The sequence below is a fragment of the Nocardia sp. NPDC051990 genome, assembly GCF_040680755.1.
Lineage (GTDB): Bacteria > Actinomycetota > Actinomycetes > Mycobacteriales > Mycobacteriaceae > Nocardia.
This window is the reverse complement of the sequence record NZ_JBFAXH010000018.1, coordinates 129,154-148,859: the sequence shown is the minus strand read 5'-3', so window position 1 is coordinate 148,859 and position 19,706 is coordinate 129,154. Positions and strand designations below refer to the sequence as shown.

Genomic DNA, 19,706 nt, shown 5'->3' with positions numbered 1-19,706 from the left:
ATCCGCACCAACCCGGCATCCACCCGATAACCAACCGTCGCACCCCGATGAGACATCAGCACCGGCCGCGGCCGATCGACCGGCAAAGACAACTCTTCCGTAAGGTCCGCGAGCGCGGCACGCCAGAACGCCAGGTTCTCGCGGCGGCGCCGGATCCGCGCCCCGTGGCGGGCGCTGCCGGGGTGGACCTGCCCGAGATCAGTGCCCGGAGCGGCGGCTGCGAACGCGTCGAGGAACTCCACGAATCCGGTACAATGCGCCGACAATTCGGGGCCGGTATAGAGGTTGGGATTGGCGAGTAAGTGGACGATCGTCCGCGGCGGGTCCCCGGTCTGATACAGATCGATCAGCAAATCCTCGACCGGCCCCGAACTCAGGATATGGAATTCCCCGATCATCGATCCAAAACGGATCTGCTGGGGGAAATACATGACATTCACCAACGGGCCCGCGAATCGCCGCTGCCCGCTGTATCCGGCATATCCGGCGCCCGCGCGAATATCGGTGAGGCCGCACCGCTGGTGCCGCAGGGTGCCTACCAGGTCGGACTGCACCCGCCGCACCAGCGTCGCGACCGTGTCCTGCGGACCGAGCACGATCGGAAGCGGTGTGACGTTGACGAACACACCCCCGGACCGCCGCAGCACGGCGGTTGTGCGACCTGACACCGGAATGTTGACCAGGACCTCGTCGCGGCCGGTCATCCGGGCCAGATAGCATCCGAATGCGGCGATCACCACCGCGGCAGGGCTCGCTTCCAAGGCTTTCGCGGACTGGTCGATCCATCCCACCGCCGCCGGCGACAGTTCGGCGGTGGCGACCACACTGTCTGCGCGTGCGGGTGCGAGCCCGGCGGCCAGACTGGACTCTTCCCCGACGTCAGCCAGTTTCTTCAGCCAATATGCTTGGTCGTCGGTGAACCGCTTCGACTCCCGGTAGCTGCGGTCGGCCTCGTAGAGAGTGCGCAGATCCGCCGCCCGGTTCGGCTCCGCTGTCTGGCCCTGCACCGCGGCCGTGTACAGCGCCCCGATCCGGTTCACCATCATCATCGCGGCGTAGCCGTCCAGCGCGACGTGGTGGATCCTGTTGTACAACAGATAATGCCGATCCCCGACCTGCACAATCGCCGACGCGACCAACCGGTCGCGGCTCATATCCAACGGCGTGGTGTATTCGCGATGCATCCACTCCAAGCCCGCCGCGACGGGATCCGGTTCACCACGCATATCGATGAGCGGCCCCGCCGACTCCAGTGCCGGGTCATACAGTTGATGCGGTTCACCGTCGATCTCTACCAGTCGTAGGTACCCCGACTGGAACTCGTGGCCTGCTTGAATCGCCATCGCACGCAGCAGATCGACGTCCAGCTCCCCATGGATCTCGATATACTGTGCCTCGCATATCGGCACGTCCGGACTCAATTGCTGCGCCAACCACAACCCTCGCTGCCCAACGGACAGCGGCACCGGCTGTATCACTGACATGTCCGGCTCGGCGTCTCCGCTCGATCCCCGGTCGGGATGAAGTTGTTGTCGCGGAAAGGTCATCAGTTCCCCCTTCGCCATGCTTCACCAATTCAAGCACTTCGGTTCGTTTGCGTACACCCCGAGCCCATAATTCGTACCCAAAGTTGATGGGCAATGGGTTTTAGACTTTCGATGTGATCTTTCAGTAGCCAAAAATTATTGAAGACGGTGTCTTACGTGATTGTGATTCCTCTGCTGTGTGTCGGAACCGCTTGTGCGGCATAATGTTCGATTTGTGACCGACGATTTGTCGAAACGTCTTGCGCCCGATGCGCTCTGGGCCCGGTCGAGCCGCTCTGTCCAGCTTCAGCCCGCGCCCGCAGGGCCGGCTGTACCGCGCCGACTGATCAGCGAGCAGTGTTCACCGCAGTGATGTTCGCGCTGACCACTGGGTATACGTGGCGGTTTTGCTGCCGGTTCAACGTGTGGACCGAGGCGGGGTTGTGGCGGCATGCAACAAGAAACTGGCGAAATCAACCACATCAGACTCCGGCTGAACAAACCAGCATGACAAAAAGGACTTTCGACCCTGGACTAGAGGACTAAATTCCCTCACACACAAGGAACTGAGGTGCCGGAAGGTTCTCGGACAGCGGCTCCGAGTAGGATTGGGGTCCATCGACGAGAGTTGTTGCAGCCTGTATGAATTCGCGCGGCGACGATTTCACCGCCGACCGGCCAGGATTGGAACTGGCCGAAATTCGAGTCTGCCGCAAAGGAATTGAAGGTTCTCCGGTCGGGTCGGCCGGACGGGTATTTGTTTCGATAACGCTCGAGCGGAATCGTTCAACGGCACCCTGAAGAACGAAAGAGTGCACCGCACGCAATATCCCACACGAGAGCATGCTCGGGTAGATATCACCCGTTATATCGAGCTGCGGTGCAACCGGATTCGGTTGCACTCGGCGATTGGGTAGGGCTGCTGTCGAACCCGGCGCGCAATCTCGGCGCCCGCACCGGATGGTCCGATGAATCTGCCCGACAAGCGATCCACTCATCGGGCTCCCGATCGGTGTCGGTGCTGTGCCGCATCATCGACTACATGAGTGCGCACGGTCATCTCAACGGTACGGCCTGTCACGCGGGCACTCCCGCACTCCTGATCGGGCGCCCACCAGCGGTTACGGCGGCTGCGATGATTTCGGAGTCGGCACACCGTCTATGCCATTGTTCCACCCGATCACAAGATCGCGGATCGTCGCAGCGAAAGGCTCGACAGCCCACGACTGGGCCGTGATGGGGCCGTACATGCGCGGCACGGCGCTCGACGCCGCCGAACGCGCGCCACCGACACCACCTGACGCTCGCCGCTGTCGCCGAGAACATCGCCGATCCGCACATCGCGTTCGTCTCCCTCGACGAGACCACGCCCGACGTCGATCTACGAATGGCGTGGCGCCGAGCGGAGCCGCTCTCGGGAGTTGATCGACAGGTCCTTGGCTTGTGGCGTGGCGATGGGGGAGGATGGGCGTGGCGCTGTCAGCGCCACGGTTTCTTCTGAGTGTGCTCCGCGATCTATTTCGGCTACGCAGGAGGAAGAAGACCTATGGTGACTATCCGGAACTACCGAAGTCCCGCCCTCATCGTGACCGTCTTCGGGGCGATGGGGCTGGCCGCAGCTCCCGCGCTCGCCGCCAACACCATCGATGTCAGCGGCGTCGGGCCGGCCAACGTGGGGGTCGACTACAGCTGCGATGCCTCGGCCGGAGTGGCCGGCATTCGGGCGATGGTGGGCGATCCGAACGCAGACAGTCCGTCGGCCACCGGCGCGCAGAACGCCGTCACATGCGACGGAGCCCAACATACCGCCGTGATCATCCTGGTCGGAACACCGTTGTCGGCCGGGCAGACGGTACAGGTGCGGGTCGCGCTGGTCGATCGCAACGACACTGTCGTGTCCGGCCAAGCGAAGGTGGTCTCGCTCGGATAGCGATCGATTGTGCTCGGACGCCTCGGGCGTCGCGCGGCAGTGCGCTTCCAGTGGCCGCGGCCGGACTGGATGCACGCCGCCAGGCAGTGGACGGTAGTAGCAGCCCTGTACACCCTTGCACGCGCATCGACCCGCACGGTTGTTGTCTTCCTCAGTCCAGGTAGTCCTCTTCCAGACGCTCCAACACCCAGGCCCAATATGCCGACCCGGCCCACTCGTGGGCGCGGATCGCGGCAATCAGCTCCCGCGCGGCCGCGTCGTAGTCCGGACCCTCCAGCCGCGCGGCGAGACCGGCCATCAACGCCACCGCCCCTGCCGCCTCCCGCACCGAGGCGAACGCGACACCCTGGTCGCCCTCGCCGTGATCCCAGCCGCTCGGCGCGTAGACCTGAACCACACCGGTCTCACCGTCCAGCATCAGGGTCATCTCCCCGTAGAACTCGCCAAGGCCGTAGGCGTACTTCGCGGGCGGAGAGTCGTCGCCGGGGTAGCGGCGGCCGAACAGCTCGTCCGGGTCGGCCTCCCACATGCCCTTCGTCGGCAGGTCCGCCGAGTCGAACCACTCGCCGTCCACCGCCACTGCCGGGAACCCCACCTCAGTGAAGAAGGCCCGCGACTCGGCGTGCACCAGCCGCTCGGGCAACTCGGCCGGACGCCACAGGGCACCGACGCCGACCTGCGCGGTCAGCCACTCGAAGGTGGGATCTGCCGCCTTGGTGATCTCGATCGTCATGGTGCCATTGAACGCTGGAGATCGAAGATCCGTCGTGTGTGAAGCGTTACACCGAGCGGGAGAAGACAAGCTCGAGCACGTTCCAGCGGGAGCATGGGCTCGTGCTGTCGCAACGAGAGGCCGCGCAGATCGCGTTGCGCCTGTTGCAGACTCAGGCCTTCGGATCGTGGCTGCCGTCGACCCGCGAGTGAATGGAGACGAGGTGTAAGTGCGCCATCGCCGCACGCACCAGCGGGTTCGGGAATCTCGCTATCAGGTCATGCGGTCGCAGAGCGCGTGACCTGAGGTTGGGGACGGAGTTGGACGCAGCATTCGCCGGCTTTCGGTGCCAGTTCCGCGGTGACGGTGTCGGCCTGCAGTCCGGTGAGCACGCCGGCGAGATAGGCGTGGTTGAGTCCGCACACCAGTTCGGGCGCCTGCGCGGCCAAGGGATGGAAGGGACAGTTGCGCAGTCGGATACAGTCCGGCGCGTTGCGGGCGGGTTCGAATCCATACTCGGCGAGCAACGTGTGCAGCAGGGTGAGGGCGCGTTCGGCGCCGAGCCGCCCCGGCCGCAACCGCTCCCGCATGGCCTGTCCGGTGCCCGCGCCGCGCTCGGCGGCCACCCGTTGCGCTGCCGCGCGAGCGGTCTCGTCGGCACTCTCGGTCAGTACCGCGCCGATCAGGATGTCGGCCAGCACGTCGTGACGGCGTTCGGGGATGGTCACCCGAAACTCGGTATCGGTTGGCTCATACACCTTCGGTGCCCGCCCGACCCGCCGGATCCCGCCGACCTGCTCGTACCGGGCCTGCAATAGTCCGGCGGCGACGAGCTTGTCGAGATGGAACGCGGCCAGCTTCCGTGAGATTCCAACCTGCTCCGCGGCTTCGTCGCGGGTGACCGGGCGCCCGGCAGCGCGGATGAACCAATACATGCCGCGGCGTGACTCGTCTTCCAACGCGGCCACCGCGCCGATCGCCGATTCGCTGGTCACACGACCACAATAACGCCGACTGTGTTGATCGAAACCTGCTGGGTACCCGGGGGGTGAGGCGAGCTTGACCGATTAAACCAATAGCACCAATAATTTTTGGTGTAACTATCGGAGGATGTCGTGACAAGTGACATGCAGCAAGCCAAACAGCCGGTCAGTGCCACGTTGGCTGGGCCGTACGGACATCCGTTCCACCCGTTTCTGGTCACCGTGCCGATCGGTGCCTGGGTGGCGAGCCTCGTGTTCGATATCGCCTCGCACATCGTCGACGACCCAGCCTTTCCTGCCCGCGCAGCGGAATGGCTGATCGCTATCGGTGTCCTCGGGGCACTGGCCGCTGCGATGGTCGGCTTCCTGGATCTGTTCGCCATCCCGACCGGCACCCCCGCATTTCGGACCGGACTGGTGCACATGAGCCTCAATCTGGCCATCACCATCGCCTACGCACTCAACTTCTGGTGGCGCAGCTCCGGCGCCGGCCCGCACGGCGTCGTCCCAGCCGGGCCCCTGGCGCTGTCGATCCTCGCTTTGGCCGCGCTGGCGGTATCGGGCTACCTCGGCGGCAAACTCGCCTACCACTACGGCGTGCGGGTCGCCGATGAAAACACCCAAGCTGCCGGCTACCGACGCTGAACCCCACCCTTCTCACCCGTCAGGAGACATCATGGGTATCGCAGCATTGATCCTCTGGCTGCTCACCGCCGTGGGCGGGTTCGTCCTGCTCGGCACCTGGATCACCAAAGGCGGTGCACGCCAACCGGGTGCCAGCCATCTGCCCGTACCGGTCGTATTCGGGCATTTCCTGCTTGCTGTCGTCGGGCTGGTCGTGTGGATCGTCTACCTCGCCGTCGATAACGACGCCCTTGCCTGGATCGCATTCGCACTGCTGATCCCGGTGGCGCTGCTGGGATTCACCATGCTGCTGCGTTGGCTGCCGGTCTACCGAGCACGCACCGAAACCGCAGCTACCCCAACCCCCGAACCAGCCGAGAAACACTTCCCGGTCGCGGTCGTAGGCGGCCACGGCGTCCTCGCCGTCACCACCCTGGTCCTCGTACTGCTGACCGCCCTCGGTGTCGACGGGGGCTGATCATCGTGTCCCACTCCTCGTTACGATTCGTCCACAACCCCGCCGGCAGCATCGACCTGGCCGCCGCCGAACTCGCCGCCCGGAACTTCCTCGCCGCGCTCGGCATCAGCCTCGACGATGAACATCTGCACGCCACCCCTGGGCGGATGGCCCGCGCCTACGCCGAACTGTTCACCCCGCGCCCGTTCGATCCGACCACCTTCGCCAACGACGAAGGCTACGACGAACTCGTGCTCGCCCGCCGCATCCCGCTGCGGTCGGTGTGCGAACACCACCTGTTGCCCTTCGTAGGCGTCGCACACGTGGGCTACCTACCCGGTGACCGCATCCTCGGGCTGTCCAAACTCGCCCGCGTCGTCGAGCATTTCTCCCGCCGCCCGCAAGTCCAGGAACGACTCACCAAACAGATCGCCGACTGGCTCGACGAACACCTCCAACCGAAAGGCGTCGGCGTGGTCATCGAAGCCGAACACACCTGCATGACCCTGCGCGGCGTGCAAGCAGCCGGAACCACCGCCGTCACCTCCACGCTTCTCGGCTCCCTCCGCGAAGACGCCCGCTCCCGCCAGGAATTCCTCTCATTCACCGGTATCACTCCCTGACCAGACCGGAGAACTCGTCGGACCTGAGCTCAGGCCGCCGCGTTCGCGGGTCACCCACATCGGACATCCGTTCGCTGCCGCGGCCCGCACTCAGGCCGCCCGTCGTTCGTCGCTGGGTGACGGCCGGTCGTCGGGTGATTCGGCAGTCGCCATGAAGATGGTGCGGCGGCCGACCGGGACGGCGTGGTCGGCGAACCGTTCGTCATATCGACCCAGTTCTGGGCGGTCGCTCCGATAGGAACTCGACACCTTCGTATCTGTCCGACGCGAACGCGTGTCAGAGCCCGATCGGTGATCGGGCTCTGACACGCGTCTGTGTTCGGGTATGCAGTTGTCGCCGCGAGTCCGCGTTCGGCTCAGTACCACCAGGGCAGTTCGTCGTGCCCGAAGTCGTGGAAGTCGCCGAACCGGCCGGAGTAGAACACCAGACCGGTGCCGTCGCGCCACCGCATATCGGTGACTTCGCCGTAGAAGACGCGATGGTCGCCGATGTCGTGTGCGGCGTGGACGCGACACTCGAGCTGCGCCAACGCATCCGGGATCAACGGCAATCCGGATCGGCTCAGGTCTACCGGGATGCCCTCGAACCGGGCCCCGCCGCGGGTGGCGAACCGTCGGGCGATCGCCTCCTGCCGGGAACCGAGGATCGACACCGCAAATGTCTGCGTCGCGTCGACGGCATCGGTGGTGCGGCTGCCGTGGGTGAGCGAGACGAGCAGGATCGGCGGTTCCAGGCTCACCGACGTCAGCGAACTGATGGTCATCGCGCAGGGGTCGCCGGTACCGTCGTCCGCGCTGACGACGGCGACTCCGGTGGTGAACCGCCCCATGCTGCGTCGCATGTCCGCTGGCGTCGGACACTGGAATGCGGGCAGAGTCATGGCGCGCCTACCTGCTGTGATAACGGACTTCGAAGGTGACGACGCCTTCGTCGGTGCGCCACGGGCCGTGCGGCATGCCCGGCGGGCGGCAAGCGTACATGCCGGCCGAGAAGGTCTGGCCGAGAGTGAGATCGGTGAACGAACCCTCCAGGATGTAGACCTCTTCCCAGAAGTCGTGCTTCTGCACGCCCATCGGGGTGGAGTCCGCACCGGGCTCATAACGCAGGATCCTGGTGGCGACCCCGCCCTCGGGGTCGCGGGCCAAGATTCGCTCGGTGATAGCGGGGTCGTCGCCGGGACAGACGGTGTATTCGACGTCGGTGACGGGGAAGAACTCGTATTCGGGCTTGGCCACGGGTATTACCTCTCAGGCGGTTTCGGACTTGTAGGCGGCGAGGAACTGCTCGACATCGCGCAGCGGCTCCTCGTAGCCGTAGTTGCGGTAGGTGTAAGCGCCCTTCACGACGAACGGCGCACCGGCGTAGAACAGTTCGTACTGCTGGTGACGTCCGGCGAATTCGGAGCCGATGATGTCCCAGGCCAGCTTGAACAATTTGATGCGCTCCTCCGACGGCACGCCGGGCGACTGCACGTAGTGCGTCACATCACCCGAGGTGATCGGGCTGGTGAGATCCGCGACGCTGGACGGCAATTGGAGCACTCCGCCCCCCACCAGGTCGCGCAGGATCGACAGCACGCGGGGGTAGATCTCCGACTGCAACCCCATCGAGCCGTACAGCGCGCGCTTGCCGGGCACCCACTGGGCCGCATCGTCCGGGGTCGCGGTGTATTCGGCGGCCAGCACGGCCGACTCGACGCCGGAGACGAGGGCGGCGAGTTCTCCGAGCTTCTCCTGGACACTGGGAATCTTGTCGACGCCGTTGACCTGGGTGACGCGCCGGGCCACGCCCGCGATGAACCGCAGCTTGGTGGCGAAGCGGATCTGGGCCTGCCAGTTGCCGAGCGCGTGCGCGCCGGTGTCGAAGAACTGGCGCCGCACACCGGTGATGTCACGATCGATGAACACCCGGTCCCAGGGGATGAGCACGTCGTCGAACACCACCAGCGCGTCGGGCTCGTCGTAGCGGGTGGTCAGCGGGTAGTCGAAGCTGCTGGTAGCCGCCGGGGCATAGGGACGGCGGCAGTACAGCTTGAGTCCTGCGGCATTCGCGGGAACGACGAACGACACCGCGAAGTCCTGATCGTCCGGGCCGAGCGGCTTGATACAGGACACCAGGATCTCGTCGGCGATGGCCGCGCCGGTGGCCAGCATCTGCGACCCGCGCACGATGATGCCCTCCTCGGTCTCCCGGACCACCCCGACCTGAAGGAACTCACCCTCCCACCCCGATGCGGTGGTCGCGCGCGACACTTGCGGCGGGATGATCGCGTAGGAAACGTACAGGTTCTCCGCGAGCAACCGTCGGTGGAAGGCCGTCACATTGGCGGAGAAATCGCGCTCGCCGCCGGCGAAGACCTCCGGGTGCGCCGCGAAGGACGCGAGGAAGGTACCGACATGATCGGGGCTGCGCCCCACCCAGCCGTGGGTGTGTCGCGCCCAGGTCTCGATCGCAGTGCGGCGGGCGCGCAGTTCCTCCTGGCTGCGGGGGATTCCGAACACCCGGTTGGCGGTCGCCCCGGTCTCCGGCGCGGTGTACTGCATGTTGTTGGCGGGGTCGGCGGCCAAGTCGAACAGTTCGGCGATGGTGTGCGCGACCGGCGCGAACGCGGGGTGGGTGGTGACGTCGTCGACCCGTTCCCCGTCGACGAGGACGACCCGCCCGTCGTTCAGCGAGGCCAGATACTCGGCTCCGGTGCGCATGTCATGCTCCTTCGGTGGTGGTGTAGGTGTGGGTCAAGGTGCGGCCGTCGGGCAGCAGAAGTTCGAGATCCCAACGCTTTCCGGGCGTGAACCGGCCGTCGAGCAGGGGCAAGGTCCCGGCGAAGCAGACGAGGTCGCCGCCGTCGTCGCCGATCCGTTCGGCCACGACACCGAGCAGATCGCCGGGGGTGCGCAGGGCCGCCAGGGTGCCGTCCTGGTAGAGCCGCCCGTCCACCCAGCTCCGGGCCCGGCAGCTGTCCCAGTCGAACCTGTCCCAGTCACCGACCTCGACGACGTTCGGTCCGATCGGCTTGGCGCAGGCCCGCTTCGACTCGCCGATGTCGACGGTCTCGAGGGCACGGTCGGTGTGGTCGGAGCCGACGCCGAGGAAGTAGCGGCCGCGGTGGCGCAAGAGGACCGGTTCCACCTCGCCGGAGGTGTCCGCGCTGGGCACCGGGGTGCTGGCGGCGGTGGTAACGGTGGCGGTGGCGACCGGGTACAGCATCGGGACGTCTTCCGGCGGTGCGACGCCGATCGCGGCCAGCTCGTCGATGTGGTGGCGCACCGCGGCCTCGTCACGTCCGGTGTAGCCCGCGACCAGCGCTCGCGCTCCGTCGAACCGGAGGGTTTCGCCGGATCCGAGGACGGTGCAGCTGAGGATGTCGACGGTCGTGTCGGTCATGACAGCACCTCCCGCCGGGTCAGGAAACCGTAGTCGTCGAGCCGATCGGACAGCACCGGGAACTCCGCGCGGGTGCGTCCGACGACGCCCGGTTCGATCTCGGCGAGGGTGAATCCCTCGGCATCACCCGCCTCGGCGAGCACCTCCCCCCACGGGTCGATGACGCGGCTGTGGCCGCCGAGCTCCACCCCGTTGTGAGTGCCCACCGCGTTGCAGGCGATGACGATGACCTGGTTGTCGACCGCACGGGCGGAGGTGAGCAGACGCCAGTGCGCCAGCCGGGCTTTCGGCCAGGCCGCGGGCACGATGACGATCTCGGCTCCCCCACGCACCAGCTCCGTCCACAGTCCGGGGAAGCGCAGGTCGTAGCACGTGGTCGCGGCGGTAGGCCCGAAAGCCGTGTCAACGACCCGGATCTGCTGTCCGGGCAGCAGCAGCTCGGCCTCCAGCGAACGGTAGCCGAAGACGTGAATCTTGCTGTAGTGGTGGGCGATTCGACCATCCGGGTCGATCAGCACCGCCGTGTTGCGCAGCTTACCGCCGTCGGTGCTCTCGACGATGCTGCCCGCGTGCACATAGCACTGCCGGTCGCGTGCCACGGTCTGCAACACCTGAACGGTCGGCCCGTCGAGGGGCTCAGCGGCCGCCGGGTAGCCGTCGAAATGGTTGTATCCGACGCGCCACAGCTCGGGCAGCACGATCAGATCGGCGTCGGCGCGGAAGCCGGCGAGCAGTTGTCGCACCCGCTCGAGTCGGTGCGCAGGGGATTCGGTGTCGGGGCTGGCTATCTGCGCCAGAGCGACTTTCATCAGTGTGTCCTTGTATTCGAGAGGGTCAGAACCTGGGCTGCTTGAGCGAGCGCAGGGTGGTGTCGAGGTGCTCACGCACGGCGCGGATGGCGGCCTCGGTATCACCAGCGGCCAACGCGTCGACGATCGCGCGGTGCTCGATGAGGACCTGTTTCTTGCGCTGCTCGTCGGCGAGCACGATGCGCACGCCCATCCGCATCTGCCGGTCGCGCAGCGAACGGTAGAACTCGTGCATCACCTGGTTGCCCGCGGCGCGGATCACCGTGGTGTGGAATTCGAGGTCGTGGGCGATGAACTCGACGGGGTCGGTGTCGGCCTCCTGTCTGGCCACCAGTTCACGCAACCGCGCGGGCACCTGACCGGGATTCGGGGCGACCTGGGTGATCGACCACTCCTCCACAACCCGTCTGGCCTGCAACACGTCGTCGACGTCCACGTCCGTCAACGCCGGTATGTAGGCGCCCTTGTGCGGCACCCGCCGCACGAAGCCTTCGGCCTCCAACCGCAGCAACGCTTCGCGGACCGGTGTGCGTGAGGTGCCCGAGGCCGCGGCGACCTGGGCCTCGGACAGGAACATCTCTTCATCGCGAGGCAAGGTGAGGATGGTGTTCTTCAACCATTCGTAGGCCAGCTCGGGCGCGGGAGCCGCACTGGTCTTCGATGTCGTCATGAGAGATGCCTTTCCTGGATCGTTACGGGATGACAACTGCCGTGTCGGGGGAAGTGCCGGGTAGTGGCGCTTCCTCGTGCACGTCGGCGAGATCCACCGTGCGGGTCTCGCGCGCCACCAGCGCGGCTGTCAGCGAGACAGCCCCCATGACCGCCAGGTAAACGGCGATGGCTTGGCCGGTGCCGAAGTGGTCATAGAGCGCGATGGCGATGATCGGGGCCAGCGATCCGGCCAGCACCGAGGCCAGGTTGTACGCCAGCGACACCCCCGAATAGCGGACCTCGGTGGGGAACAGTTCGGAAAAGAAGGCGCCGATCACCGCGCTGTAGGCAGCGAAGATCACGAGCCCGACGGCGACCGCGAGGAAGATCGCACCGGTGGCGGTGGTATCGAGCAACGCGAAGAACGCGAATGCCCACACGATCGTCGCCAGCGAGGCGCCGATGTAGATCGGACGGCGGCCTATCCGGTCGGCCAGCACCGCGAATAGCGGAATCGTCACCAGGGCCACTGCCATGCCGATCATCACCGCGTTCAATCCGGTGCTGCGTGGCAGGCCGCGGATCTGGGTGAGATAGGTGATGACGAACAGCGAGAAGATGTAGAACCCGGCGTTCTCGCCGAACCGGCTGAACGCGGCGAGCAGGATCTGACGCCAGTGCCCGCGAACGGCCGCGCTCAGCGGCATGCGCACCAACCGCGGACTCGTCGCGGCTCGCGTCTGCTCGAACAACGGCGTCTCTGCGACGTACAAGCGCAAGACCAGGCCGATCACGACCAGCAGCGCCGAGAGCGCGAACGCGATGCGCCATCCCCACGACAGGAACGCCTCCTCCGACAGCACGGCACCCAGCAACGCCAGCACGCCCGCAGCCATCAGATTGCCCAGCGGCGGGCCGAGGTTGGGCCACGCCGACCAGAAGGCGCGATGCCGGGAATCACCGTGTTCGGAGACCAGCAGCACCGCCCCGCCCCACTCGCCGCCCAGCGCGAAGCCCTGTACCAGCCGCAGCAACACCAGCAGCAGCGGGGCTGCCACACCGATCGTGGCGTGGGTCGGCAACAGCGCGATCAGGAACGTCGACACCCCCATCAGCACCAGGCTGACGATCAGCGTCGCACGCCGCCCCTTCACATCGCCGAAATGGCCGAGCACCGCCGCGCCCAACGGCCGGGCGATGAAGCCCACGGCATAGGTCGCGAAGGCCAGCATGGTCCCGACCAGCGGATCTTCCGACGGGAAGAACAGCTTGTTGAACACCAGCGCAGCGGCGGTGCCGTACAGGAAGAAGTCGTACCACTCCACTGCCGTGCCAGCCAGGCTAGAGCCGGCGATGACCGGCAAACTGGTGTGTGGCCGTCGATTGATAGATTTGATTCTGGCGGTTGCCATGTCGACTCCTCGTCGATTCGTCGCTACCTGACGATCCACCTGTCCCACGTCTACCTGCACGTAGACGTCGAATCGGGCGGTGGAAGGTACTGCCGGGCTCGGTGGTTGTTGGCGCAACCACCGAGCTGTCCCATCCCGTCGAACCGACTGTGAAGCCGGTCACCAACGGACTGTGTACCAGTTGTATACCATCGGTCCACAATCGATCAAGAGGGGAATTCTCCGGTAGCCGCAGCGCTCAGCAGCGGAGGTCTCGCGGCCCAACACCGGCCAAGCATTGGTCGGCCGCCATCGGCAACACCGACATGCTGCGACGGCGGTCTCTCGCCCCCTCGGACCGCTCCTCCCTGGTCGAAGAAGCTGCCGGCAGGACCGTCGGGATCGAGCAACGCGCGCACAACCGGTTCACTGGCCTCGGCGACGGTCTGGGTCTCGGTCATGACGCGACAGTTTGCTGGCGGGCAGGTCCGGGCCGATATGGCGCGTATCGAGCCGGGCTACCGGGTGGTGCGGCGAAGTTTGCGGTGGCTGGTGTCGCACAGCGGGTAGATCGCGGAACGGCGACACAGGCACAGCGCCACCACGCATCGGTCGCAGTGGATCGTCCGCCCGTCGTCGGTGACAAGTTCTACCGGCCCTTCGATGAGGGCGGGACCTTCGGCGGTGTATGTGATTGTCCGCCGGTCGTTCTCAGGGTCGGTCGGCACGGATGACCACCAGTTCCTCATGCTGTTGTCCGGCGTGGATGAGGCTGCGGGCGAGTAGCCAGTCGGCGCGGCGGCGAAGCACCGGGCCGAACGGGATGCTCGCCCTGGCGACTACCGCGGTTTTGAGTCCAACCTGTCGGAGGCGGGTCAATGTCGTGTCGGTGCCGCACATTGCGGAATGAACCATGAGCAACATTCCTGTGTTGGAAAGCAATTGGGGAGCGAGCCGACACAGGGCGTCGATCGCCGAGCGGCCGTCGTGTCCCGCGTCCCAGCATCGCGCGATCCCCCGTGGCGGCCCCTCTACCGCGGTGGGCACATAGGGAGGATTGGTCACAATCACGTCGAAGCTCCTGCCGTGCAGCACTTTTCGGAAGTCACCGAGGATCAGTTCGATATCGAGCCCGCGTAGCCGGCTGTTGAGCCAGGCCGCGGCCACCGCGGACCGTGAGATATCCACAGCGGTGACCGACGCGGCACGAGCGCGGGCGGACTGAATGGCCAGCACCCCGGTACCGGTACAGATGTCCAGCACCCGACTGTGCCGCGGTACGTCGGCCTCGTTCAGCGCGTCCACCAGTAACCGCGTATCGGCCTGCGGCCGGTACACACCGGGCGGGCGAATCAACATCATATAGACGGGATAGCCAGGAATTTGCGACTCAATCCGCGCTCGACCTGAGCGTCGTCGCATCCCGGGATATTTCGGCCACCTCCGCGAGCAGCGATGTACGGTCCTCGCACCAACAGCCGAGCACGTGATCGGTGAAAAGTTGTTCGAGCATGGTGGTCGCTTGAATGCCGAAAACCATGGACTCGCGCAGTTCGGGTTCGCGCGCCACCAGATCGCCGATCACGCCGCGGCGCATGAGCTGTTCGTGCACAGCGTCGGCCTCCACATGTTCGCGGTAGAACAGCACGCAAGCCGGATCCGCATCAAGCCTCGTCAGTGCGTCCACAAGGCGACGCGAACCAGGGGACGAGGTGATCTCAACGGCGGCGAAATGCCCCACCCCCGCACCGCGCAGCTCCCGATGCAGACCGAACAGCGACATCATGTTCACCAGGGCCAGCATCGGCGCTGGTACAACGTCCAGATAGTGCAGATAGTCAGGGCTCAACCCCGCGCCCGCCAGCAGATCCGCGTAGAGCCGCTGGTGAATGCGGTCACCGTGCCCACCGCCGAACTCGTCGAATTCGACGGCGACCAGCGCGGCCTTGGCTTGCCCGCGCAGGCGCGGAATCAGCCATGCATACGGGTCGGCTTCCTGATGGTGCAGGATCGAGCGATGGATGAAGTACTCGCGTAGCTGCCACGGCTGTCCTTCGTCACGCAGGAAAACACTGAGACCGGTTTCCTCGGCGGGGACGGCGAGCAAGTCGTCGAGTTCGGCGTCGAGATCGGCACCGCCGGCCGTTTCGGCATGCAGTGCGGCCAGGAACCGGCTCTCCAGTTCGGCGCGTAGGCCCAGAAGTCCGGGATCCCATTCCCATTCGGCATCCACACCGTCGAAGCCTTCATAGTGCAACGCGTAGCAGGTGTGCAGCGCCGAGTGCAGGTCTCGGTCGGATGGATCGGCTGCACGCACGCCAGGAATAGGCGACCCGGCGGGAGTCCGGAGGGCCTCTAGCACCGCCGCCGACAGCTCTCCACAGGGTCGCGGGAGCGGTCGGCGGGTACGCGCGATCGGACTTCGCATGGGTTCCTCTCACAGAATCGGTCTGCCTCCGGTTACAGCCAGGCGCGCACCGGAAATGCAGCTGTCCTCGTCGGAAGCAAGCAGCACGGAGGGGCCGGCGAGTTCGGCCGGCTGTCCGGCACGGCCCAGTAGGGCGACCGCACCGAAGTTGGCGACCTGCTCCACCGACATAGTCGCCGGGATCAACGGCGTCCAGACCGGGCCGGGCACGACCCACGGCGGCTGGGCTCACCACAATTGGGCACCGTCGACATCTCGTCTCCCATGATCGGTCATCCTCTCGGACGCGCGCTGTGTCGTGCGGATACCCGCAGGCGGGCGGCCAAACCAGTGACGCGGGCACAGGTTGATACCGGAACGGTTGATCGGGTGCCCGCAGCACAGGAGAAAAGCACTGTTCAGGACTGCTCGGGGAGTGCACGGTCGACTGAGCGGCCCAGACCGCGGTCATAGTTGGTCGATCCGGCGGCTGGCCCGTCCGCACCGCCTCGGACCGAGGATCTGGATGAGGACCTCTTGCGTGGCCAGAGCAGGGCATCCCAGGTCGCGGAGGGGTTGCCGAGCCGAACATTCACCATGCTTGCCCGATTTGCCCGGTTATGGTGGTCGGGTGAATGTTGAGGTGACACCTTTGCCGGGTATCGGTATACGCAAGGACTTCTCATTGAAGAGCTCTGGTCGTCGGGTGGGGGTGATCGATCATCGGGACGGCACGATCGATCTGATCGTCGGCAGACCGGACAACCCGGATGTGACCGATCAGATCTCGTTGTCGCCGCGGGAGGCGGCCTTGCTTGCCAACCTGCTGGGTGCGCCGCAATTGGTCGCACAGTTGGAGGAAGAGCATCGCGACCTGGAGGGGGTGACAACCCGGCAGCTGACGATACGGGGCGGGTCGGTGTATGACGGACGGCTGCTCGGGGAGACGCAGATGCGGACCCGTACCAAGACGTCCATAGTTGCGGTGATGCGGGCGGGGCATGCGATCGCCTCGCCGGGGCCCGATTTCTTGTTCACGGCCGGTGATGTGCTGGTTGTTGTCGGTACCGCCGACGGCTTGGCGGCCGCCGCCGAAGCCCTCACCAACGGCTGAGGCCGATGGTTGCTCATGAGACCGCGCTCGCGTTGATTCAGCTGGGCGCGGTGCTTTTCGGGTTGGGTTTGCTGGGTCGGGTCGCGGCGCGAATCGGGTTGTCGCCGATCCCGTTGTATCTGATCGGCGGGTTGGTGTTCGGCACCGGCGGGATGGTCGAGCTGCACCAGGTGGACGAGTTCATCCACTTGGCCAGCGAGATCGGGGTGGTGCTGTTGTTGCTGCTGCTCGGGCTGGAATACAGCGCCAGCGAGTTGGTGACCGGGATGCGCAAGTCCTGGGCGGCCGGCGTGCTCGATATCGTGCTCAACGCCACGCCCGGAGTGTTGGTTGCGTTGGCGCTGGGGTGGGGTTTCACCGGGGCGATCGCGATGGCCGGAGTCACATATATCTCCTCCTCCGGCATTGTGGCGAAGGTGCTGAACGATCTCGGCAGGCTCGGTAACCGGGAGACGCCGACGATTCTGTCGATCCTGGTATTCGAGGATCTGGTCATGGCTGGGTATCTGCCGGTGTTGACCGCGGTGCTGGCCGGTGTCGGGTTCCTCGCGGGGCTGAAGACCCTGGGTATCGCGTTGGCCGCGGTGACGGTGGTCATGATCGTCGCACTGCGATACGGCAAATATGTGTCGATGATCGTCGACAGCAAGGACAACGAGGTCTTCCTGTTGAAGCTGCTGGGGTCGGCGTTATTGGTGGCTGGTGTGGCGACGGCGGTGCAGGTCTCGGCGGCGGTGGGGGCGTTCCTGCTCGGCATCGCGATCTCGGACTCGACGGCGCACAATGCCACCAAGCTGCTGGAGCCACTGCGGGATCTGTTCGCGGCATTGTTCTTCGTGTTGTTCGGGCTGAGCACGGATCCGACTTCCATTCCGCCGGTGCTGGGATGGGCGTGCCTGCTGGCAGCGGTAACGACGGCAACGAAGGTGGCGACCGGTTGGTGGGCGGCCAAACGTGTCGGAGCGTCACGTTATGGACGGGCCCGAGCGGGCACCGCGCTGGTCGCCCATGGCGAGTTCTCCATCGTTATCGCCGGTTTGGCGGTCACCGCGGGTGCGGTTCCGGCCGCGTTCGCGGCGCTGGCGACGACATACGTGCTGTTCATGGCGGTATTGGGGCCGATCGCCGCACGGGTGATCGAACCGATCATGGTCTGGTGCACCAGAAGACCCGCTGTCGCGCCGGATCCTGCTGCGGTGCTGGAACCGTCCGGGTTCGATGAGGCCAGCGCGGATGGCGTAGCGAGTTGAGCCGATGAGATCGTCGACACGCGCTCGCGGCGATCGAACCGACACCTCACACCGCGCCACGGCCGGCGAATACCGGCTGGATCTGGACGGGTTACGCAGGTTGGCATCGCACTGGTCGTAGTGTTCCATGTCTGGATGAGCCGGGCCGGTGGTGACCGCTAATTCCCCGGAGCACGTCGTCAGCGCGCTCCGCAGGTCCCTGTCGGGGTGTACTGGCAGGGATTCTCGGTGCGGCCCCGGTACTGATCGTGGCCGTCGCTGTTGGAGCGCACTCCGGACCCGTAGCCGCTGTTGCGCTGACTGTGGTCATTGCTGTTAGGGCGCGTTCCCGCTCCGTAGCCGTGACCACCCCCGGGGCCGTGCGAATCCCGAGGCCCGGCCGAGGCCGCGAAAAGGTGCGGCGAGGCGATCGTGACTATCACCAGCGCGATGCTGAAAAGCATCGTGACCACTACACGACGCATCGTCCAGAACTTCGTCGCGATCTCCATAGCTATCTCCCCTTAATTAACGTACCGCTATATAACGACACATTAATCGATGGGACGTCGCGGGGGAAGACGCTTTCCCGGATTCGCGCAAGCGCGGCTGCGCAATTGGACCGCCTCCGTCGCCGCCGCGGCGGCGTGATGGTCGCCGCGGGCGTGGTGACGGCGACGGTCCATCGCTCACCGCGGAACTCCGCAGCGCCTTGACCGAACCGCAGCTCCGATCCTTCGGGTCAGGCCAGCGCCAGGAAGAGTTTCTCGAGTTCATCGACAGTCATCGGCTCCGCCCCGTCGGCCGTCTCCCGGGTCAGACAATCGCGCAGCCCACTGGCGACGATCTTGAAGCCGGCGCGGTCGAGGGCACGGGATACCGCGGCGAGTTGGGTGACGACATCCTTGCAGTCGCGGCCCTGTTCGATCATCGAGATCACGCCCGCGAGTTGTCCGTGTGCGCGGCGCAGGCGGTTGAGCACCTGGGCGATGCTCTCCTCGTCACCAACCATGAGATCGTCTCCTCGACTCGCTTCGATCGAATTGACCAAGTATACCCCGTGGGGTATAGAAGTGGTTCAGGACCGCCCACAGCCGCCTCGTTCAGTGCATCGATTCGGCCCGCCTGCGCGCCATGGGTGTTTCGGTGCGCCCGCTCACCATGGCGGTGGCGGGGAATGTCGCAGCGGCCGGGCGGGCCGGCCGGTACCACGCACAGACATCGCCCGAGTGGTCCACGAGCGGGCACGGTAGCCTGCGAGGCCGATGTTTCGATCCGTTTCCTACCAGGCAATCCCAGGTAGTAACCGAACACACTTGCGATTCGACGTCGGACCCCATGGGCCGGAGTGGTTTTCGTCGACAGCGCACAGCGAACCGCTGATCGGTTCACCAGGACAGCGAAGAAGATGGGCACCTCAGATGGCTGATTTCGCCGAGCGGTTGAACAAGCTATTCGAAACCGTGCATCCCCCGGGCCGCCGATCGCATACCAATGCGGAGGTCGCGGACGTGTTGACGAACTCCGGATACCCGATCTCGAAACCCTATCTGTCCCAGCTGCGGTCGGGACAACGAACCAATCCGTCCAACGAGACCATGGCCGCCCTCGCCAAGTTCTTCAAGGTCGAACCGGACTACTTCTTCAACGACGTCTACGCCGCCAAAATCGACCACGACCTGGAACTGCTGTCGCAACTCCAGGGCTATCACCTGCGCCGACTATGAGCCGAGCTTTCGATCTCTCCGAGGAATCGCAGACTCTGCTCACCACGATGGCGGAGAAGCTGCGGGCGAGCGAAGGACTACCGACCGCACCGGACACCGAAGACTCAGGACCCATCGGCAACCAGGCATAACGCCCTG

General features: G+C 65.5%; 20 protein-coding genes and 3 pseudogenes. 8 read left to right on the top strand and 15 right to left on the bottom strand.

Annotated elements, in window-relative coordinates; genetic code table 11:
- The coding region (locus AB0L63_RS26820; RefSeq protein ID WP_364505898.1) for a condensation domain-containing protein at positions 1-1,484 on the bottom strand (1,484 nt) is incomplete at its 3' end.
- A 782-nt stretch (positions 1,485-2,266) separates the two neighbouring features.
- On the opposite strand from AB0L63_RS26820, the pseudogene AB0L63_RS26815 reads away from it, so the two are divergent.
- Both AB0L63_RS26815 and AB0L63_RS26810 read left to right on the top strand, forming a co-directional pair.
- Positions 2,267-2,440, top strand: a pseudogene (locus tag AB0L63_RS26815) (integrase core domain-containing protein); the annotation flags it as partial.
- A 632-nt stretch (positions 2,441-3,072) separates the two neighbouring features.
- Positions 3,073-3,456 carry a hypothetical protein gene (locus AB0L63_RS26810; protein ID WP_364505896.1) on the top strand — a complete coding sequence of 128 codons (384 nt, stop codon included), beginning with the start codon at positions 3,073-3,075 and terminating at the stop codon, positions 3,454-3,456.
- Positions 3,457-3,607: 151 nt separating this feature from the next.
- Here the strand turns inward: AB0L63_RS26810 and AB0L63_RS26805 are convergent, their stop codons facing one another.
- Both AB0L63_RS26805 and AB0L63_RS26800 read right to left on the bottom strand, forming a co-directional pair.
- Positions 3,608-4,189, bottom strand: a complete 582-nt coding sequence (locus tag AB0L63_RS26805) for a hypothetical protein (protein ID WP_364505894.1) — start codon at positions 4,187-4,189, stop codon at positions 3,608-3,610.
- 257 nt (positions 4,190-4,446) lie between these two features.
- Positions 4,447-5,163, bottom strand: a complete 717-nt coding sequence (locus AB0L63_RS26800; RefSeq protein WP_364505892.1) for a helix-turn-helix domain-containing protein — start codon at positions 5,161-5,163, stop codon at positions 4,447-4,449.
- 120 nt (positions 5,164-5,283) lie between these two features.
- Between AB0L63_RS26800 and AB0L63_RS26795 the strand changes: the two genes are divergently transcribed.
- Genes AB0L63_RS26795 through folE form a run of 3 tightly spaced genes read left to right on the top strand, consistent with a single transcriptional unit; the run spans position 5,284 to position 6,855 of the window.
- Entirely contained in the window at positions 5,284-5,796 is a 513-nt protein-coding gene (locus AB0L63_RS26795) for a DUF2231 domain-containing protein (RefSeq protein WP_364505890.1), read from the top strand.
- A 31-nt stretch (positions 5,797-5,827) separates the two neighbouring features.
- The gene (locus tag AB0L63_RS26790) at positions 5,828-6,253 is read left to right on the top strand and encodes a hypothetical protein (protein WP_364505888.1); all 426 of its coding nucleotides are present in this window, start codon (positions 5,828-5,830) and stop codon (positions 6,251-6,253) included.
- Complete coding sequence (gene folE / locus AB0L63_RS26785) at positions 6,253-6,855, top strand: GTP cyclohydrolase I FolE (RefSeq protein WP_364505914.1); 603 nt, start codon at positions 6,253-6,255, stop codon at positions 6,853-6,855. Before AB0L63_RS26790 ends, folE begins: the two co-directional genes overlap by 1 nt.
- A 356-nt stretch (positions 6,856-7,211) precedes the next feature.
- On the opposite strand, the gene AB0L63_RS26780 is transcribed toward folE, so the two are convergent.
- From AB0L63_RS26780 to AB0L63_RS26730, 11 genes and pseudogenes are all read right to left on the bottom strand, one after another.
- Complete coding sequence (locus AB0L63_RS26780; protein ID WP_364505886.1) at positions 7,212-7,736, bottom strand: flavin reductase family protein; 525 nt, start codon at positions 7,734-7,736, stop codon at positions 7,212-7,214.
- Positions 7,737-7,743: 7 nt separating this feature from the next.
- On the bottom strand, positions 7,744-8,091 hold the full coding sequence (locus AB0L63_RS26775; protein ID WP_364505884.1) for a cupin domain-containing protein: 348 nt from the start codon (positions 8,089-8,091) through the stop codon (positions 7,744-7,746).
- 12 nt (positions 8,092-8,103) lie between these two features.
- On the bottom strand, positions 8,104-9,558 hold the full coding sequence (locus tag AB0L63_RS26770) for a 4-hydroxyphenylacetate 3-hydroxylase N-terminal domain-containing protein (RefSeq protein ID WP_364505882.1): 1,455 nt from the start codon (positions 9,556-9,558) through the stop codon (positions 8,104-8,106).
- A gap of 1 nt (position 9,559) precedes the next feature.
- Positions 9,560-10,240 carry a DUF2848 family protein gene (locus tag AB0L63_RS26765; protein WP_364505880.1) on the bottom strand — a complete coding sequence of 227 codons (681 nt, stop codon included), beginning with the start codon at positions 10,238-10,240 and terminating at the stop codon, positions 9,560-9,562.
- Positions 10,237-11,049, bottom strand: a complete 813-nt coding sequence (locus tag AB0L63_RS26760) for a carbon-nitrogen family hydrolase (RefSeq protein ID WP_364505878.1) — start codon at positions 11,047-11,049, stop codon at positions 10,237-10,239. The genes AB0L63_RS26765 and AB0L63_RS26760 overlap by 4 nt, the downstream gene beginning before the upstream one ends.
- A gap of 25 nt (positions 11,050-11,074) precedes the next feature.
- A complete protein-coding gene (locus AB0L63_RS26755) occupies positions 11,075-11,719 on the bottom strand; it encodes a GntR family transcriptional regulator (protein WP_364505876.1) in 645 nt (214 codons plus the stop codon).
- Between the two features lie 22 nt (positions 11,720-11,741).
- Positions 11,742-13,112 (bottom strand): MFS transporter, encoded by a 1,371-nt coding sequence (locus AB0L63_RS26750; RefSeq protein ID WP_364505874.1) that lies wholly within the window; start codon positions 13,110-13,112, stop codon positions 11,742-11,744.
- A 497-nt stretch (positions 13,113-13,609) separates the two neighbouring features.
- Complete coding sequence (locus AB0L63_RS26745) at positions 13,610-13,840, bottom strand: CDGSH iron-sulfur domain-containing protein (protein WP_364505872.1); 231 nt, start codon at positions 13,838-13,840, stop codon at positions 13,610-13,612.
- Positions 13,803-14,453 (bottom strand): HemK2/MTQ2 family protein methyltransferase, encoded by a 651-nt coding sequence (locus AB0L63_RS26740; RefSeq protein WP_364505870.1) that lies wholly within the window; start codon positions 14,451-14,453, stop codon positions 13,803-13,805. The genes AB0L63_RS26745 and AB0L63_RS26740 overlap by 38 nt, the downstream gene beginning before the upstream one ends.
- A 28-nt stretch (positions 14,454-14,481) precedes the next feature.
- Positions 14,482-15,519, bottom strand: a complete 1,038-nt coding sequence (locus tag AB0L63_RS26735; protein WP_364505868.1) for an iron-containing redox enzyme family protein — start codon at positions 15,517-15,519, stop codon at positions 14,482-14,484.
- Positions 15,520-15,528: 9 nt separating this feature from the next.
- Positions 15,529-15,732 (bottom strand): annotated as a pseudogene (locus AB0L63_RS26730) (SDR family oxidoreductase); the annotation flags it as partial.
- 397 nt (positions 15,733-16,129) lie between these two features.
- Between AB0L63_RS26730 and AB0L63_RS26725 the strand changes: the two are divergent.
- Positions 16,130-16,612, top strand: coding sequence for a TrkA C-terminal domain-containing protein (locus AB0L63_RS26725; protein ID WP_364505866.1), 483 nt, complete (start codon positions 16,130-16,132; stop codon positions 16,610-16,612).
- A 5-nt stretch (positions 16,613-16,617) separates the two neighbouring features.
- A complete protein-coding gene (locus tag AB0L63_RS26720) occupies positions 16,618-17,862 on the top strand; it encodes a cation:proton antiporter (RefSeq protein ID WP_364505864.1) in 1,245 nt (414 codons plus the stop codon).
- 721 nt (positions 17,863-18,583) lie between these two features.
- Here AB0L63_RS26720 and AB0L63_RS26715 read toward each other — a convergent pair.
- Positions 18,584-18,853, bottom strand: coding sequence for a metal-sensitive transcriptional regulator (locus tag AB0L63_RS26715; RefSeq protein WP_364505862.1), 270 nt, complete (start codon positions 18,851-18,853; stop codon positions 18,584-18,586).
- 409 nt (positions 18,854-19,262) lie between these two features.
- Here AB0L63_RS26715 and AB0L63_RS26710 point away from each other — a divergent pair.
- Positions 19,263-19,699: pseudogene (locus AB0L63_RS26710) on the top strand (helix-turn-helix domain-containing protein).
- Positions 19,700-19,706: the final 7 nt, after the last annotated feature.